We start from the raw sequence: 15413 nt of genomic DNA, 5'->3' as shown, positions 1-15413 counted from the left end.
GGTTAGAGGATTGGGACGCCTCATGAAAGCTTCCCTACGCCTCCTCCTCCTCGTGGCCACCACGGTGCTCGTCGCCGACCAGGTGACCAAATATCTGGCTGTGTCCCGGCTGACGGATGCCCTGGATGGGCGGGAAGGGGTGTCCCGGGTGACGGGCTTCCTCACCCAGCACAACCTGGACAATGACCCACCGCCCCAGGGTGAGCGGCGGGTGACGCGGCCCTATCGCTTCATCGAGGACTACTGGCACTTCCGCTACGTGGAGAACCCGGGCGCGGCGTGGGGCCTGTTCGCGAACCTGCCGGACGGTGTGCGGCGCGCGTTCTTCCACGTGGTGAGCGTGGCGGCGCTGGCCTTCATCTTCCTGATGTACCGCCGCACCTCGCTGGACCAGAAGATGGTGCGAGTGGCGCTGGCGCTCATCACTGGCGGCGCGCTGGGCAACTTCGCGGACCGGCTGATTCGCGGCTACGTCATCGACTTCATCGACTGGCATTGGCGCAACCAGCCAGGCATGCGCTGGCCCACCTTCAACGTGGCGGACGCGGCCATCTGCGTGGGTGTGGCCTTCATGCTGCTGGACTCGCTCAAGGTGCGCCGCCCGGAGGCCGTCGCGGCGCCCCTCACCCAGAGCCCCAATCCGTGACGGGCGGGGGCCCGGTGGTGTAAGCCCCCGGGCGTGCCTCGCAAATACGTCATCCTCATCGCCGTCGCCCTGGGCGTCATCGTCCTGGACCAGTGGACGAAGTACCTCGTCGTCCGTGAGCTGACCTCCCAGATGCAAGGGCAGGAGACGCTGGGCGGGCGCCTGGGCGCCATGTTCGGCGAGCCGCCCCCGCAGGGCTTCGACGGGCTGCACTACCGGCCCCGTCGCAGCATCGAGGTGGCCGACTCCTTCTTCCGCCTGCGCTACGCGGAGAACCCGGGCGCCGCGTGGGGCCTGTTCCGCAGCCTGTCCCCGGAGAAGCGCGGGCCGCTCTTCCACGTGGTGAGCCTGGGCGCGGTCGTCCTCATCGTCTTCTACTTCCGCAAGCTGTCCGGCTCGGACCCGGAGGAGAAGTGGGCGCTGTGGGGCCTGCCGCTCGTGCTGGGTGGCGCGCTGGGCAACTACATCGACCGGCTGGCCCGGGGCTTCGTCATCGACTTCCTGGAAGCCCACTGGTTCGACAAGGCCGCGTGGCCTTCGTTCAACGTCGCCGACGCGGCCATCTGCGTGGGCGTGGGGCTGCTGCTCGTGGACGCCTTCGTCCGCAAGGAGAAGCCCGCACCGGCCGAGTCCAAGGCCGCCTGAAGCAAAGCCTCCCGGGAGGGCAGCCGGGCGGACCGGCGGGCCCCCTCGCCTTGCCTGGCGGCGCGACAGGGGTAGCCTTCGCGCCGCGCCGCCCCTTTCGCCTTCCGGCAGGTCTCCATGCTCCCCGTCCTCATCCGCTTCACGTTCACCAGCCTCTGGACGCAGCTGTTGCTGTACGCGGTCGCCGTGGGCACGGTGGGCTACATCGCCTTCAACGGGTGGCGAGGCGCGCAGGGCGTGCTGGACCCGAAGACGGGCACGCGGGCCGCGACGAACTCCACCGACAAGCTGTTGCGCGCGCTGGGTTTCGGCGTCGCGGGTGCGGGGCTGGCGTGGTTCGGCCTGAAGTACGCGCTGCCCGCCGACGCCTTCCCCGGGGGCAAGGGCGAGGGCATCCCGCTGCACACCTACGGCGTGCTCCTGGCGTCTGGCTTCATCACCGCGCTGACGGTGGCGGGGCGGCTGGCGCAGGACGAGTGGCGCAAGGTGAAGCTCGTGGAGGGCCAGTGGGTGGATGTGGAGGGGCCCAAGAAGCGCGAGCAGGTGATGGACATGGCCTTCTGGGTGCTCATTGGCGGCATCGGTGGCAGCCGGCTGCTCTTCATCCTGGTCAACTGGAAGGACTACGCGCGGGACTGGACGCAGGTGTTGTCGCTGGGCGGAGGCCTCGTCTTCTACGGGGGGCTCATCGGCGCGGCCGTGGCGGCCTGGTTCTTCGCGCGCTCGTCCGGCATGGACTTCCTGCGGCTGGCGGATGTGTGCATCCCCACCGTGTCGCTGGGCCAGTGTCTGGGCCGGCTGGGCTGCTTCAGCGCGGGGTGCTGCTGGGGGGATGTGGCGCCCTCGCACGCGGCCACCGCCGTGCACTTCCCGGGGCCGGGGCTGGCGCAGGACCTGCTCGGGCGGGTGGGCAGCTCGTCGAGCCTCGCCTACTCCTCGCAGCTGGAGGACTCGCGCTTCGTGGTGGAGGCGACGGGGCAGATTCTGCACCAGGCGGCGCCCGATGCGATGCGCATCTCCGACTGGGTGGTCCAGCACGGCCACACCCTGGGTGTCTACCCCACCCAGTTGTTCGAGTCGGTGGGCCAGCTGGTCCTCTTCGTGGGGCTCTTGTATGCGCGGCGCTTCCGGCGCTTCCACGGGCAGATTTTCGCCCTGTGGCTGATGTCCTACGCGGTGCTGCGCAGCACGGTGGAATTGTTCCGCGGGGACGTGGAGCGCGGCACCCTGCACGGGCTCCTGGAGTCGTTGGGGGCCCAGGGCCTGGCGGGCGCGGTGCCGCTGGAGGCCTGGTACAACGTCTCCACCAGTCAGTTCATCTCGCTGTGCATGTTCGCTTTTGGCGCCGTGCTGCTCTACCAGAAGGGGCGGCGAGGGGCCGGCGAGGCGGCGGGCGGTCTGGGGCCGACACCGTCTGCGGCGTGAGGTTGATCCCCGGGCGCGGGTTGGGGACACTCTGAGGAGTCATGCCTCCCCCCGACGCCCGACAGTCCGCTTCGAAGTCCTTCGCTGGCAAGCCCCAGGCGGACAGCAGCTCCAGTGAGGCCGTCCTCCAGGAGTGTGAGGCGCTGGAGGCGGAGCTGGCCGTGCTCCGCAACCTCTACGAGCAGTACTTCCTGGGCAACGAGCGTCATCCGCCCACGCGGGCCCACGACGACTTCAAGAAGCGGGTGATGCGGCTGAAGACCGGCTTCATCCGCAGCACCGCCGCGAAGTTCCGCGTCGGGAGCATCCACGGCAAGTACCTCACGTACGAGCGGCTCTGGACGCGCACGCTGCAGGAAATCGAGGCGGGCACGTACAAGAGGGACTTGTTCAAGGCCCGCCGTCGCGCGGAGGTGCGCGGCACGTCTTCCAGCAGTGACGCGAAGAAGGGCGTGGTGGAGCTGCCGGAGGACATCTCCGACATGGACTTCGAGGAGGTGGAGGAAGTGCTCCGCCCCCGCCCCACCAACGAGCCGCAGCTGGCCGGTATCGCCGCCGCCGCTTCGGCCATGCCCGCGCGCGGGTCTTCCGCGGTGCCTTCGGTGGCACCCGCCATGGCGCCCGCGTCGCGAGCGGGCGTGCCGGGTGTGGCGCCGCTGACTTCGAGTGGAATGCCTTCGGTGGCGCCGGTGACGGGAACGCCCCCTCGTGGCCAGCCCACCGTGGCGCCGGTGACGGGAACGCCTCCGCGCGGACTGCCCACGATTACGTCGCCGGTGGGTGGCACTCCGGCGAGGGGTACCGCGACGGTGCCTCCGGGCATGGCCGCCGCGAAGCCGGCGGGCACCACCGTTCCCCCGGCGCGTCCGTCCTCCGTGCCTGCTGTGACGGCGCCCAGCCGGCCTCCGGCTCCGGTGGCTTCGGCGGCGCCCAAGCCTCCCTCGGCGGGTGGCGGAGGCATGTCGGACGACAAGCTGCGCGCGGTGTACGACGCGTATGTCACCGCGAAGCGGCGGTGCCAGGAAGACACCTCGAAAATCTCCTACGAGTCGGTGGCGGCGACGCTGCGCAAGCAGGTGCCGGAGCTGCTCAAGCAGCACAACGCCAAGGCGGTGGAGTTCAAGGTCGTCATCAAGGACGGCAAGGCCTCGCTCAAGGCCGTGCCGAAGTAGGCCGCTCGCGATGAATCAGAACCTGGAATCGCTCAAGGCGCGGGTGGCGCGTCTGTCGGTGATGATTTTCGACATCGACGGGACGCTCACCGACGGACGCATCTTCTGGGTGCCCAACTCCGGCTGGACGCAGATGTACAGCGTGCGGGATGGCATGGGCATCAAGCGACTCCAGGAGGTGGGCATCGAGGTGGCCGCCATCTCCGGGGGCGACAGCCTGTCCGCCCAGATGCGCATGCAGTCGCTGGGCATCAAACACGTGCACTTCGGCAGCCAGGACAAGGTGGCGCACTTCGAGAAGCTCCTGGCGCTGCTGAACGTCTCCGCGGAGCACTGCGGCTACATGGGTGACGAGGTGGTGGACCTGCCGCTGCTCAAGGCCGTGGGCTTCTCCTCCGCGCCGCCCGAGGCCCCCGACGAGGTGCGCGCGCAGGTGCATTACGTCGCCCAGAAGCCCGCGGGCTTCGGTGCCGCGCGCGAAGTGTGTGAGTTCATCCTTCGTCACCGGCCGTAGCCACTCGCGGGCCTGCGTGGACGGAGGCGAGGGGACTTGGATGAGAAGCCCGTGGGCGTGATGAAGGTCTCCCGGCCCTGGTGGTTCGTCGCGCCCGTCTTCGCGACTTGCGTCGGCCTCTGGGCGGCGAGTGCTCACGGTGTCCGTCCCGCCGCGTTTCTTCCGAACCTCGTGGCCATCGTGTTGGGCGGCGCGGGCTTCATGCTGCTGACGCGGGGCCCGTGGGAGTCGCATCGCCGGGCGGAGCGCGTGCTCCCCGTGCTCGCGTGTCTCGCCATCGCCGCGACGTTGGCCGCGCCGGGGCTGGAGGGTGTTCATCGCTGGTGGTCGCTGGGGCCCGTGCGAGTCAACGCGTCAGCGGCCTTCCTGCCGTGGCTGTTGCTCGGCGTCGCGTCTCGCGGGGGCTGGCCTCCGTGGCTCGCGTGCGGGCTCATGGTGTTGGTGCAGGGATTTCACCTCCTGCAACCGGATGCCTCGCAGGCCACGGCGCTCGCGCTCGCGACGCTGCCGTTGCTGGTGGGGGGCGACTTCGTGAACAGGCGCATGGGCATCCCCATCGCGATGGGGATGCTGGGGCTCGCGGTCGTCACCTGGACGCGGAGCGACCCGCTCGCTCCGGTCGACCATGTGGAGCGCATCCTCGTGCTCATCGTTTCGCGAGGCGCGCTGGGGGTGTTCCTGGCGATTGCCGCGATGACGGGGTTGTTGCTCCCGGGACTCCTCGCGGCGCGGAGTCGGGATTCGCGGACCGCGCGACTGGGCGTCGCCTTCGTCCTGTATTTCGCCGCGCTGGTGGGCTCGACGTTCTTCGGAAACTTTCCTGTGCCCGTCCTTGGCGCGGGCGCGGGGACTGTTCTCGGTTGGTGGGCGATGCTCACCGTGCTCGGCGTACATGTGCCAGCGCTTCGAGAGTGAAAAGAGGGCGTTGGCACCGCCGCCAACCCGCGCCGCGGTGTTGAGAATCGTCACTTCGTGAAAAGTCCGCCGGGTCGCTTGCCCGCACGGGTTGTCGCGTCAGGGGGGCCTCCCTAGTTTGGGTTTCGCGCGAGAGGCTTGCGGATGGCGCGAGACACGTGGGAGGCGATGTGGGGATGCAGAGGTGGCTCGGGCTGTCGGTGGTGGTGGTGGGCCTCTCGGTGACCACGGGGTGCTCGACGCCCTCGGAAGAGTCCCAGGAGCGGCTCGCGGCGTTGGAGGCGGAAGCCGAGCAGCTGGACGCGGTGTTGGACAATGTCGAGGAGCGGCTCCTGGGCAACCAGGCCATGCTCCAGACGTGGCAGGAGATGGGGCGTCGTCACCAGGAAGTGACGCAGCTGCATTGTCAGACTTCGGAACCGCACATGCTGGCGCGCATGAAGCACTACGAGAAGATGGAAGAGCGCGTGAAGCAGATGCGGCGTCGCAGCAGCGTGGCCGCGGTGGACACGGTGCTCACCTCCGGCAAGTCGTCCAAGCGCCAGCGTGGCGCCAACTGACGCGCGCTTCAGAGGCTCATGCGCTCACGGAAGCGCTGGGATTGACGGCGTGACATCTCCACCTCGGTGCCTCCGCGCAGGCGCGCCACCAGCGTGCCTCCGGGGCCGGGCTCCAGGGTCTCGACGAAGTCGAGGTTGATGAGGTGCTGGCGACTGGCGCGGAAGAAGCGCGCCGGGTCCAGCTTCTCTTCCAGGTAGCTCAGCGAGCGCAAGAGCAGCGGCTGATGTCCCTCCAGGTGCAGCCGGGCGTAGTTGCCCTCGGAGGTGATGAGCGGCACCTGCGCGAGCTGCACCAGCCAGCAGCGCTCACCGTCTCGAACGAAGACCCGCTCCAGGGATGCGTCCTGGGTGCGTGAAGGCGCGTGCGGTACATGGCCGCCGCGCTGGCGTACCCGCTCCAGGGCCTCGGCGAGCCGCTCCGCCTCGATGGGCTTGAGCAGGTAGTCGAGCGCGTTGACGGAGAACGCACGCACCGCATGGGCGTCATACGCGGTGGTGAAGATGACGTCCGGAGGCTCGTCGAGTCGGGCCAGCACGTCGAAGCCCGTACCGCCTGGCATCTGGATGTCGAGCAGCAGCAGGTCCGGCTCCAGGGCCTCCACCTGTCGGCAGGCGTCTTCCACGTGGGTGGCTTCACCCACCACCTCCACGTCAGGGAAGGCGGCCAGCAGTCGGCGCAGCTCGGCGCGGGCCAGTCGTTCGTCGTCGACGATGAGGACTCTCATGAGGGCAGGGGAATCCGGACGCGCGCCGTGGTGAGCGCCGCATGTGTCTGGTCGAGCAGGAGCGAGGCGTGGGCGCCGCACAGCAGGCGCAGTCGCTCGCTCGCGTTGTGGAGGCCCACGCCGTTGGAGTGGGGCGCGGTGGGAGTGCCGAGAGGCGCGGCGGTATTGGCCACCTCCAACAGCAGCGCGCCTCCGTGAACGTGGGCGAACAGGCTCACTTCGCCACCTTCCGGAGTCCGCGCGATGCCGTGCTTGATGGCGTTCTCCACCAGCGTCTGGACCAGCATGGCGGGCACGGGGATGTCGAGCGCTTCCGGGGCCACGTCCTCGCGCACGCGAAGGCGTTCGTCGAGCCGGATGGCCTCCAGGCTCAGGTAGTCACGCACCACCTGGAGCTCCTGGGACAGTGGCACCGTCTCGGGGCCGCGCGCGGAGAGGGCGTGGCGGAGCAGGGAGGACAGGCGCGTCACGGCCTGCTGCGCGCGGGCGGGGTCCTCGACGATGAGGGCGCGCACGCTGTTGAGACAGTTGAAGAGGAAGTGGGGTTGGAGCTGGGCCTTGAGGAAGCGCAGCTCCGCCGTCTGGGCCGCGGCCTGCTGTTGCCAGCGCTCGCGCTCCATGGTGCGGGCCCGGTCCACGAAGTGGACGGTGAAGTAGGTCAGCAGCCACATCAGCATCACCACGGCCCAGAACGAGACGCCGGTGATGGCGAAGGCGAAGGAGAAGTCCTCGGGCTTGTAGAGGCCGAGCACGGGGTAGGCGAGGAAGAGGCCCACGGCCTGCTGGATTGCGCCCAGTCCCACGCACGCGAGGACGACGCGTGGCGCCAGGCGAAGCAGCGGGAGTCGCACCCACGCGCGAAGGTTCAGCGGGGCTCGGGCGAAGTGCGTGATGACTCCGCCCGAGAGACTCATCGCGAGGGTCCACAACGAGCGGGGCAGCAGTTGCTCCGTGCCTCGCGACAGGGCCACCACCGTGAGGAGGGTCAGCAGGATGTTCACGAGACCGTAGAGGCCCCAGCCGCCCACCTGGCAGGCCGCATACACCTTGGCGCGTCGGGATGACATGCGAGCTCCTGCCTTGCGTGGGACCAGAGTTCACCACGCTCAGCGCCGTGACTCCACGGGAGCGGGGGTCTTCAGGAAGCCCTCCAGCGTGGCGAGGAAGCCCTGGGGGTCGTCCCACATGATGAAGTGCCGGGCCGTGTCGTGCATGACGACACGCGCGGTGGTGAGGGTCTGGTACTGGCCGCGATAGTTGGCCTCCACGGCCTCGCGCGGGACACGACCCTCGAAGGCCACCCACGAGCCGAGCACGAAGGTGGGCGCGGTGATGCGCGACAGCTCCGGACGCAGGTCGGTGATGCTCATCTCGTACATCGCCTGCGTCACGGTCTCCGGGTCCGAGTCCGCGCCCCAGCGCGCGGCGACCTCTCGTCGTGCCTCATCGGAGATGTAGACCTGAAGCGCGTGACGCGAGCCCTGGCTGCGCTGCTCCACGGTCTGCATGCGCATCTGGGTGCGGAACTGCTCGGCGAACGGCTTCGAGGTCTCCACGGTGGCGCCCGGGTACATCAAGGCGGGCAGGAAGGGCACGCTGTCCACGATGAAGATGCCGCCCACCAGGTCCGGTGCGTCGGCGGCGAGGCCGAGCGCCAGCGCACCGCCCAGGCTGTGTCCGACGATGATGGGCTTCTTCAATCCCTGCGCGCGGATGTACTCGGCGAGCGCGCGCCGCATGGTGGGCAGGAAGGGCGCGGGGACCGACGGCTGGCCCGCGAAGCCGGCGAGCGTGAAGACGTGGCAGTCGTACTGAGTCTGGAGCCTGGCGACCGTCTCCTCCCACACCTCGCCCGACGACGCGAGACCGGGGATGAACAGCACGGGCTGGCCCTGTCCGGAGCGCTTCACCGCGAAGGGCGCAGTGGGAGTGGCGGCGCTGCTGGCGCCGGAGGTGGTGGCGCAGCCGAAGATGAGGGGCACGGCGACGAACGCCGCCAGGAGGAGGGCACGAGACATGGAGGACTCCCACGAACTGGACGCCGCCGGGATGGCGGTGCCGGGCGAGGAAGAAGGTACGCGCCGGGCAGCCAGGAGCCCCGGATACTCCATGAGCGGTTCTGGTGCGGGATGAGTGGTGGAGGGGCCGGGCGGCTGGCGTGGAGACGGGCTTCTCGTGCAGGCTCATCGGTCAGGGCTTTGGGAAAGGAACCGCTGTGTCGCCGCCACCTTCCACGCAGTCCGCCTCCGAGGAAGCGTTGACAGGGCAGGTGCCCGCGCCGCCCGCCGCGGTGACTTCCGGACCGCCGTTCGCGGAGTACCTGGCGCGGCGGTTGATGGCCGACAAGGGCTTTCAGCCCGGCACGCATACAGAGGCGGCGGAGTTGGTCGATGTGTCGGACGCGGTGCTCACGTATTCGGACGGGTACTCATGCGTCATCGTCTGCATCGTGGACCGGGAGCGTGAGCCCTCGCGGCGCTTCTCGTTGGAGACCTCGGCGCTGGAACGTGTGGGCAAGGCGTGTCTGCACTACTCGGGCACGGTGAGTGGGACGAAGCTTCCCGTGGGCCTTCAGCTCATCGAAGTAGGGAGCGGGCCCGCGACGCGGGAGGACCAGGAGCGGTTGGAGCGTCACCGGCTCGGCATGTTCAACAAGGTCCACCTGCATGCGATGCACGTGGACGTGTCTTCTGGCGAGGTGTGGGCGAACACGTGGCGGCGCGCGATGGTGTCGCGTGGCTACGTGCGAGGGTTGCTCCGGGAGCCTCGCGTGGTGGAGGGGCAGGAGGTCGAGGTCGCGGAGGCCGTCGAGCGCAAGCCGGTGCTGACGGTGGCGTTGCTGGTGGCGCTGGCGCTTGGCTTCGCGGCGGAGCACCTCTTCGCTGTGGGCTCACCGGGCACGGGGCTGCTCGCGCCGGGTCTCCAGACACTGGTGGGATTGGGAGGATTGGTCTCGGGGCTGGTGCTGGAGCATGGGCAGTGGTGGCGGCTGTTCCTGGCGCCGCTGCTGCATGGAGACCTCATCCACCTGCTGCTCAACGGCTTCTGCCTCTGGTTTGGGGCGATGGTGCTGGAGAGCATGGTGGGCCGAGCGTGGCTGGGGGTGTTGCTCGTCGTGAGCGCGCTGGGCGGCGGGGCGTTGTCGATGGCTCTCAATGGGGATGCGGTGGTGTCGGTGGGCGCGTCGGGGGCACTGATGGGGCTCCTGGCGGCGGTGTTGGCGGTGAGCCGACGTCTGCCCGTGGGGCCGGGCCGTGTGGAGGTTCAGATGATGGCGCTGCGGCTGCTGGTGCCTTCACTGATTCCCATCGCAGTGTCGCGCACGGGGAATCAGGTCGACTTCGCGGCGCACGTGGGAGGCGCCCTCGCGGGAGGCGTGGTGGGGCTGGGGCTCGCGCGGGTGTGGCGGCGTGAGGACGCGACGCCCCCTGGGACGCGGTGGGCGGGCGCGGTGTCCTTGTTGGCACTGGGCGCGGTGGTGGTGAGTCTTGTCTTCGCGGCGGGCTTTCGCGAGGACCTGGCATCGATGCACTGGCCTTGATTCAGGCGAGTGACGGGCCCAGGGAGGAGAGGAACTCGGGGTGCCCTACCGTGCGCGCAGCTCTTCTCGAATCTCCATGAGGATGCGGCCCAGCATGTTCTTGCCGCGGCCATCTCCGCCGTCGCCCCAGTAGTCATCCTGGTCGGTGTGCTCGACGAGCTTCGCGTCGCCGGTCTCCAGCAGGAGCCGGGTGAGGTCCTCGTGTTGGGTGAACTTGGCGCGCACGGCCTCGCGCATGATGGAGACCTTGATGGACTCCCAGTCTCGTCGGAGTTTGCGCTTGCGGTCCCTGCCCAGGCGGGCCGCGAGCATCGGGGTCCGGGCTTGTCGGATGGCTTCTTCGTCCGTGGGGTCTTCGAACTTCCGGGCCTGGAAGTAGTGCTCGCTGGTGGGCCACGTCTTGCCACCCAGCTTGATGGGGTAGGGCGCGAAGTTCGAGCACCAGCCGTGGTCGTCGGTGACGCTGTAGAAGTGGATGGCCTCGGTCATGTTGATTCACCTGGGTGTGAGCCAAATCCTACCGGCATTGTGCCGGGTACTTCGTGACACGCTTGCTTTTCAGGCTTCACCGTCTGTGGTGAGGGTGCAAGGGGTCTCCCGGTAGGCAGACGAGCAGACACACCGTTCCGTGACGGCGTGGGCGAATCCAGGTAGAACCGCCGCCGTGAGACGCGCCACGCACGCAGTCCTCGCCGCCATCGGAGCGGGGTTGCTGGGATGCAACGACCTGGAAGTCTGCGGTTCCACGGCCCAGGACGTCACCCGTGAAGACGGGAGCGTCTTCCGCTGTGTCACGTCCGAGGACTGCCCTCGCACCTCCCGCGTCGACGTGTGCGTCACCGACGTCTCGCCCATCGCCGAGTGTGTGAGCTGCGAGGATTCGCGGTGCGTCACCGTCACTCCGGAGAAGTGCTAGTGCGGGCGCTCCGGTTCGCCCTCGTCGCGTTGGCCCTGGCGGGCGCCGGGTGTCGTCGCGACAAGCCTGTCGACCACCTCCAGAGAGCCCGCGACGCCATCTTCGAGAAGCGTCCCGACGAGGCCCTCGTCGAATACCGCAAGGCGTTCGACATGCTGCGCCACGACAGCTCGCCGGAGGCGCTCGTGTTGCGCGCCCGCTCGCTGAAGGGCGCCGCCGACGTCTACTGGCTGGAGCAGCGCAAGGTGAAGGAAGCCGTGGGCGTCTACCGCGAGCTCATCCAACAGTGCCCCGAGTCCCCCGAGGCACTCGAGGCCCGCATCATCCTCGCGGAGCTGCTGCGGGTGCACTACCGCGACCTGCGCGGCGCCATCGACCAGCTCACCGCCGCGCTCCAGCGCAATCCTCCGCAAGGCGCGGAGCTGCACTACCAGGTGGGCAAGCTCTACTTCGAGCTGGGCGACTATCAGCAGTGTGAGCTGGAGACGCGCCGCCTCGTCGAGCGCTTCGCCACCAGCGTCTTCGTGGACGACACCCTGTTCCTCCAGGCGCAGGCCATCGCGATGATGGAGGGCCGACGTCAGGAGGCCTCGCGCGCCTTCGCGGACCTGCGCACGCGCTTCCCGGACTCGGAGCTGTCCCCGCACGCCCTCTTCGAGATGGGCAAGCTGCGCTCGGATGCGGGCGAGCACGAGAAGGCCATCGAGACCTGGGTGGAGACGCTGAAGACGCACCCGGACCCGACGCTCGTGCAGGACTACATCGCCCGTGCGCGCAAGCGCATCGCCAACACCACGGCGGAGGGTGTGGGCGAGCGTGAGGTGGCCTTCGACCGGGCCCGTCCCGCGCGCTCCTCGCTCGAAGCCGTGGGCGGCAGGCCCGAAGAGGCGGCGCACGAGCACGACTGACGAGGGGCCCATCCAGGGCGCCTACGCCGGTACGTCCAGCACCGCCTCCAGCAGGGGCGCCGCCACCGTCGGGTCATCCGCGTCCGCCACCAGCAGCAGGTGCACGCGGCCACCTTCCACCCGCGCGTCCACGCCCTCCAGCTTCACCTTCGCGTCCACCGAGTCCAGGAACAGCGGCGTCCCATCCGGCGCCAGCAGCCCCACCGCGGAGCCCGCCACCGGGCCATCCGCGTAGGCATTCCGGGTGTCCTCGGCCGTCGCGGTGAAGACGAGCCGCCCATCCGGCAGCGGTGACGCATCGGTGAAGGACAGCCGCACCCCGCCGGCGTGGCCCAGGTCCCAGCGCCGAATCGTGCGCAGCACCTCCGGACCCAGCGCGCCCACTTCGATTCCGCGCAGCGCGCGCTCGCGGTCCAGGTCCACGAGCGCGTCCACGCCCGCGTCCCCATTGCCCCGCTGCAACAGCCGCAGGCGGCTGCCCACCATCGCCGCGCCCTCGATGTTGAGCGAGCCCAGCTCCCGGCCAATCTGCTGGTACAGCGCCGAGCAGTCCACCGTGCGCGCCTCGCCCGCGAGCGCTCCCTCCGCGCTCAACGGCAGCACGGCGCCGCGCATGCGCACGGAGGAGGAGCCCGACGGCAACGCGAGCAGGGCCCCATGAGGTGCCCCGGCGAAGGGCCCCAGCGCGCAGAGCACCTCCAGGTCGGGCTTGGCCGCCTTGCGTGCCTGGGTTTCCTCCGGCAGCTCGCCCGCGAAGAGTCGCGCGAGTCGTCCCGGGGCGTCTCCGCGCGCGGGGAACGTCGCCAGGTGCAGCGAGTCGTCCGCGACGACGTAGAGCCACTCCCCCACGCGCACCAGTCCACTGGCGGCGGAGACATGGGCGATGCGGCCCGGAGACTCAGGGGCCTCCAGGGTGAGGGTGCGCCGAAGGGTGGTGCGAATCATGGCCGGACCTCCCGCGAGGGATGTGGCTCGCGCCTCTAGAGCAGCGTGCCGCGCAGCAGGAGGCTGGCGACGGTGAAGTAGATGACCACGCCGCTGACGTCCACCAGCGTGGCGACGAAGGGCGCGGAGGCGCTCGCGGGGTCGAACCCGAAGCGGCGCAGCACCAGGGGCAGCATGGAGCCCGCGAGCGTTCCGAACGTCACCACGCCCAGCACGGAGAGCGCCACCGCGCAGCCCAGCAGGAAGGCGTGCTCGCCATAGGCGCCGGATACCTCCTGCCACAACACGATGCGACCCAGGCCCACCGCGCCCAGCACGAAGCCCAGCACCAGGCCGGAGAGCACTTCGCGCCGGGCCACGCGCCACCAGTCCTTCAGCCGCATCTCGCCGAGCGCCAGCGCGCGGATGATGAGCGTGGAGGCCTGGCTGCCGGAGTTGCCGCCGGAGGAGATGATGAGCGGCACGAAGAGGCTGAGCACCACCGCGCGCTCAATCGCGCCCTCGAAGCTGCTCATGGCCGTGGCGGTGAGCATCTGTCCGAGGAAGAGGACGAGCAGCCAGCCGATGCGCTTCTTCAGCATGCCGAAGAAGCCCACCTCGAAGTAGGGGGCCTCCAGGGCCTCCATGCCGCCGACCTTCTGGATGTCCTCGGTGGCCTCTTCCTGGACGACGTCGACGATGTCGTCCACCGTGACGATGCCCTTCATCCGGTTCTGCTCGTCGAGCACGGGCAGGGCCATGAAGCCGTGCTCGGCGAAGAGCTGGCTCACCACTTCCTGGTCCGTGTTCTCCGACACCGTGATGACGTCGTGGTGCATGACGTCCGCGACCTTCTTGTCGCTGGCGGCCTGGAAGAGCTGGCGCAACGAGAGCACGCCCTGCAGCCGCTGCTCCGCGTCCAGCGCATAGGCGTAGTAGACGGTCTCCACCTTCTCCCGCGCTTGCTTGCGCAGATAGCCGATGGCCTCGTCGATGGTCATGTCCGGCCGCACGCGGGCGAAGCGCGGGTTCATCAGACCGCCGGCGTCGTCCTCCGCGTAGGCCAGCAGCACGTTGACCTCGCGCCGGCTCGCGTCGTCGAGCTGCGCGAGGATGGCGTCGGCCTCCTCGGGCTCCACCGCCTGCACCAGGTCCGCCAGGTCGTCGGGGGGCAGCAGCCGCACCCACGTGCGCCGCTCCGATGTCGGGAGGTGGAGGATGAGTTCCGCCTGCTCGCGCGCGGACAGGGCGAGGAAGAAGTCGTCCGCCACCGCGGTCGGCAAGAGGCGGAAGCCCTCCAGGCGCTCGTCGATGGAGAGCACCGGCCACGCTTCATGGAGCTCCTCCATGGAGAGCGAGGCGCTGAGAGGGCTGTCCATCATGGGGCTCGCCTCCGAGGGTGGGAGCGCGCGGCCAGTCGCGACGCGCCGGCCTCTCTACACCCGCACGGAGGGCACTGCGAGAGGCAGGCAACCATCTCCCCTCGCTTTTTCCGAACCTGTCACCAGCCCGGGGCCGTGGACCGTTCGTGGGAGCCCCAGACAGTCGCTTCCGGGGCTCGGACCGGTGGATTCAGGGCAGGGCCTGCTCGTAGACCGTGGTGAAGCCGACAGTGGGGCGCGAGTCTCCGCCCCAATGAAAGCGGGGTGAGGTGGCGCGAGCGCCCTCGGCGAGCGGCATGTTGGTGGGCATCAGCTCCAGCCCCAGCGCGGACCTGTCAGGGAGGACCCTCGGCCGTGTCAGCGCGGTGGCCTTCCGGGGGACGGCGTACAGGGCGGGGACGGTGAAGCCCCCTCGGAGGGGCGCGTCGGCCACGGCGATGGAGGCATCCAGGATGAGCGCGTTGCGTTCCTCGAGCCGCCCCTCGGAGATGCCCCAGCGATGCAGCATGCGTCCGGCGTTCAACGTGGGGATGTTGACGCCGACCTGGGTCCACAGGATGCCGTCCTCCATCCCCACGGGTCTGCCGCGTACGAGAGCGCACAGCAGGCTTTCGGGCAGGAAGGCCCCGTCCGCTCCGACCTTGAAGGCGCAGGCCGTGCTGTTGTCGATCGGCCCGGGCTGACTCACCACCAACACCTGGTCCTCCGCCGCGCGCACCAGCAGCCCCACCGCGCTGTCCAGGCCAAAGGGTATCCGAGGCTGCCCTGTCGCCCAGAACGCGGGAGTGGGGGACTCAAGCACCCCGGTGTCGGTGAAGACGAAGCGGTGCAGGAGCTCGGCGTCCAGGACCACCAGCTCGTTCTCCGAGGCCAGTCGCGACTGGATGACCTTCACGCCCGTCGTCGTGCTCAGCAGCAGCGAGCCCGTCAGCTCCAATTCGGAGCCCGTATCCACGTACCGGCGCACCCGCCCATCTCCCACCACCCAGACGACGTTGCCCGACACGGCCACATCGGGAGGCGTGGCGCCGGTGCCCAGCCGCAGGGGCCGGTCGGAGGGGCTGCGCAAGGCGACCCCGTCACACAGCCACAGGCCGTGCGCGGTGCGCTCGAGCTGGCCACACCGGGGCAGGGGCAGGG

At 69.5% G+C, this 15413-nt stretch carries 17 protein-coding genes; 10 read left to right on the top strand and 7 right to left on the bottom strand.

The genetic code is table 11. The features are described from left to right. Positions 1–22 precede the first annotated feature (22 nt). The 7 genes from lspA (HR086_RS34990) to HR086_RS34960 all read left to right on the top strand — a co-directional run bounded on the left by lspA (HR086_RS34990) (position 23) and on the right by HR086_RS34960 (position 5877). Positions 23–646, top strand: a complete 624-nt coding sequence (gene lspA, locus HR086_RS34990) for a signal peptidase II (RefSeq protein WP_141645085.1) — start codon at positions 23–25, stop codon at positions 644–646. Positions 647–679: 33 nt separating this feature from the next. Next, positions 680–1291 carry a signal peptidase II gene (lspA, locus tag HR086_RS34985; protein WP_141645086.1) on the top strand — a complete coding sequence of 204 codons (612 nt, stop codon included), beginning with the start codon at positions 680–682 and terminating at the stop codon, positions 1289–1291. 117 nt (positions 1292–1408) lie between these two features. Next, positions 1409–2716: a prolipoprotein diacylglyceryl transferase gene (locus HR086_RS34980; RefSeq protein ID WP_141645087.1), complete on the top strand. Its 1308-nt coding sequence runs from the start codon at positions 1409–1411 to the stop codon at positions 2714–2716. 41 nt (positions 2717–2757) lie between these two features. Then, positions 2758–3888, top strand: coding sequence for an MXAN_5187 C-terminal domain-containing protein (locus HR086_RS34975; RefSeq protein ID WP_174467805.1), 1131 nt, complete (start codon positions 2758–2760; stop codon positions 3886–3888). A gap of 10 nt (positions 3889–3898) precedes the next feature. Further along, positions 3899–4402, top strand: coding sequence for an HAD family hydrolase (locus HR086_RS34970; protein WP_141645089.1), 504 nt, complete (start codon positions 3899–3901; stop codon positions 4400–4402). Between the two features lie 36 nt (positions 4403–4438). Beyond that, positions 4439–5317 (top strand): hypothetical protein, encoded by an 879-nt coding sequence (locus tag HR086_RS34965; protein WP_174460113.1) that lies wholly within the window; start codon positions 4439–4441, stop codon positions 5315–5317. Positions 5318–5493: 176 nt separating this feature from the next. Continuing rightward, the gene (locus HR086_RS34960; protein WP_217439225.1) at positions 5494–5877 is read left to right on the top strand and encodes a hypothetical protein; all 384 of its coding nucleotides are present in this window, start codon (positions 5494–5496) and stop codon (positions 5875–5877) included. 8 nt (positions 5878–5885) lie between these two features. Here HR086_RS34960 and HR086_RS34955 read toward each other — a convergent pair whose 3' ends face one another. The 3 genes from HR086_RS34955 to HR086_RS34945 are packed head-to-tail and all read right to left on the bottom strand — an operon-like array spanning position 5886 to position 8620. After that, the gene (locus HR086_RS34955; protein WP_174460112.1) at positions 5886–6602 is read right to left on the bottom strand and encodes a LytTR family DNA-binding domain-containing protein; all 717 of its coding nucleotides are present in this window, start codon (positions 6600–6602) and stop codon (positions 5886–5888) included. Further along, on the bottom strand, positions 6599–7669 hold the full coding sequence (locus HR086_RS34950) for a sensor histidine kinase (RefSeq protein WP_174460111.1): 1071 nt from the start codon (positions 7667–7669) through the stop codon (positions 6599–6601). Before HR086_RS34950 ends, HR086_RS34955 begins: the two co-directional genes overlap by 4 nt. Before the next feature lie 39 nt (positions 7670–7708). Continuing rightward, complete coding sequence (locus HR086_RS34945) at positions 7709–8620, bottom strand: alpha/beta fold hydrolase (RefSeq protein ID WP_174467804.1); 912 nt, start codon at positions 8618–8620, stop codon at positions 7709–7711. Between the two features lie 197 nt (positions 8621–8817). On the opposite strand from HR086_RS34945, the gene HR086_RS48855 reads away from it, so the two are divergent. After that, positions 8818–10143, top strand: a complete 1326-nt coding sequence (locus HR086_RS48855; RefSeq protein WP_174467803.1) for a rhomboid family intramembrane serine protease — start codon at positions 8818–8820, stop codon at positions 10141–10143. A 45-nt stretch (positions 10144–10188) separates the two neighbouring features. Here HR086_RS48855 and HR086_RS34935 read toward each other — a convergent pair whose 3' ends face one another. Then, entirely contained in the window at positions 10189–10632 is a 444-nt protein-coding gene (locus tag HR086_RS34935; RefSeq protein WP_174457034.1) for an NADAR family protein, read from the bottom strand. 175 nt (positions 10633–10807) lie between these two features. Between HR086_RS34935 and HR086_RS34930 the strand changes: the two genes are divergently transcribed. Both HR086_RS34930 and HR086_RS34925 read left to right on the top strand, forming a co-directional pair. Further along, the gene (locus HR086_RS34930) at positions 10808–11059 is read left to right on the top strand and encodes a hypothetical protein (RefSeq protein WP_246137398.1); all 252 of its coding nucleotides are present in this window, start codon (positions 10808–10810) and stop codon (positions 11057–11059) included. Continuing rightward, on the top strand, positions 11059–11967 hold the full coding sequence (locus HR086_RS34925) for a tetratricopeptide repeat protein (RefSeq protein ID WP_174457033.1): 909 nt from the start codon (positions 11059–11061) through the stop codon (positions 11965–11967). The genes HR086_RS34930 and HR086_RS34925 overlap by 1 nt, the downstream gene beginning before the upstream one ends. 21 nt (positions 11968–11988) lie before the next feature. Here HR086_RS34925 and HR086_RS34920 read toward each other — a convergent pair whose 3' ends face one another. From HR086_RS34920 to HR086_RS34910, 3 genes are all read right to left on the bottom strand, one after another. Further along, complete coding sequence (locus HR086_RS34920) at positions 11989–12912, bottom strand: hypothetical protein (RefSeq protein ID WP_174460107.1); 924 nt, start codon at positions 12910–12912, stop codon at positions 11989–11991. A 35-nt stretch (positions 12913–12947) separates the two neighbouring features. Beyond that, positions 12948–14273 (bottom strand): magnesium transporter, encoded by a 1326-nt coding sequence (gene mgtE, locus HR086_RS34915; RefSeq protein WP_141645100.1) that lies wholly within the window; start codon positions 14271–14273, stop codon positions 12948–12950. Between the two features lie 190 nt (positions 14274–14463). Then, a partial coding sequence (locus HR086_RS34910) for a hypothetical protein (protein WP_174467802.1) occupies positions 14464–15413 on the bottom strand: 950 nt, incomplete at its 5' end.

Origin of the sequence: Myxococcus sp. CA039A, from assembly GCF_013336645.1 — a bacterium.
GTDB lineage: Bacteria > Myxococcota > Myxococcia > Myxococcales > Myxococcaceae > Myxococcus > Myxococcus llanfairpwllgwyngyllgogerychwyrndrobwllllantysiliogogogochensis.
The sequence above is the reverse complement of the archived record's forward strand: the minus strand, read 5'-3'. Positions and strand labels throughout refer to the sequence as shown.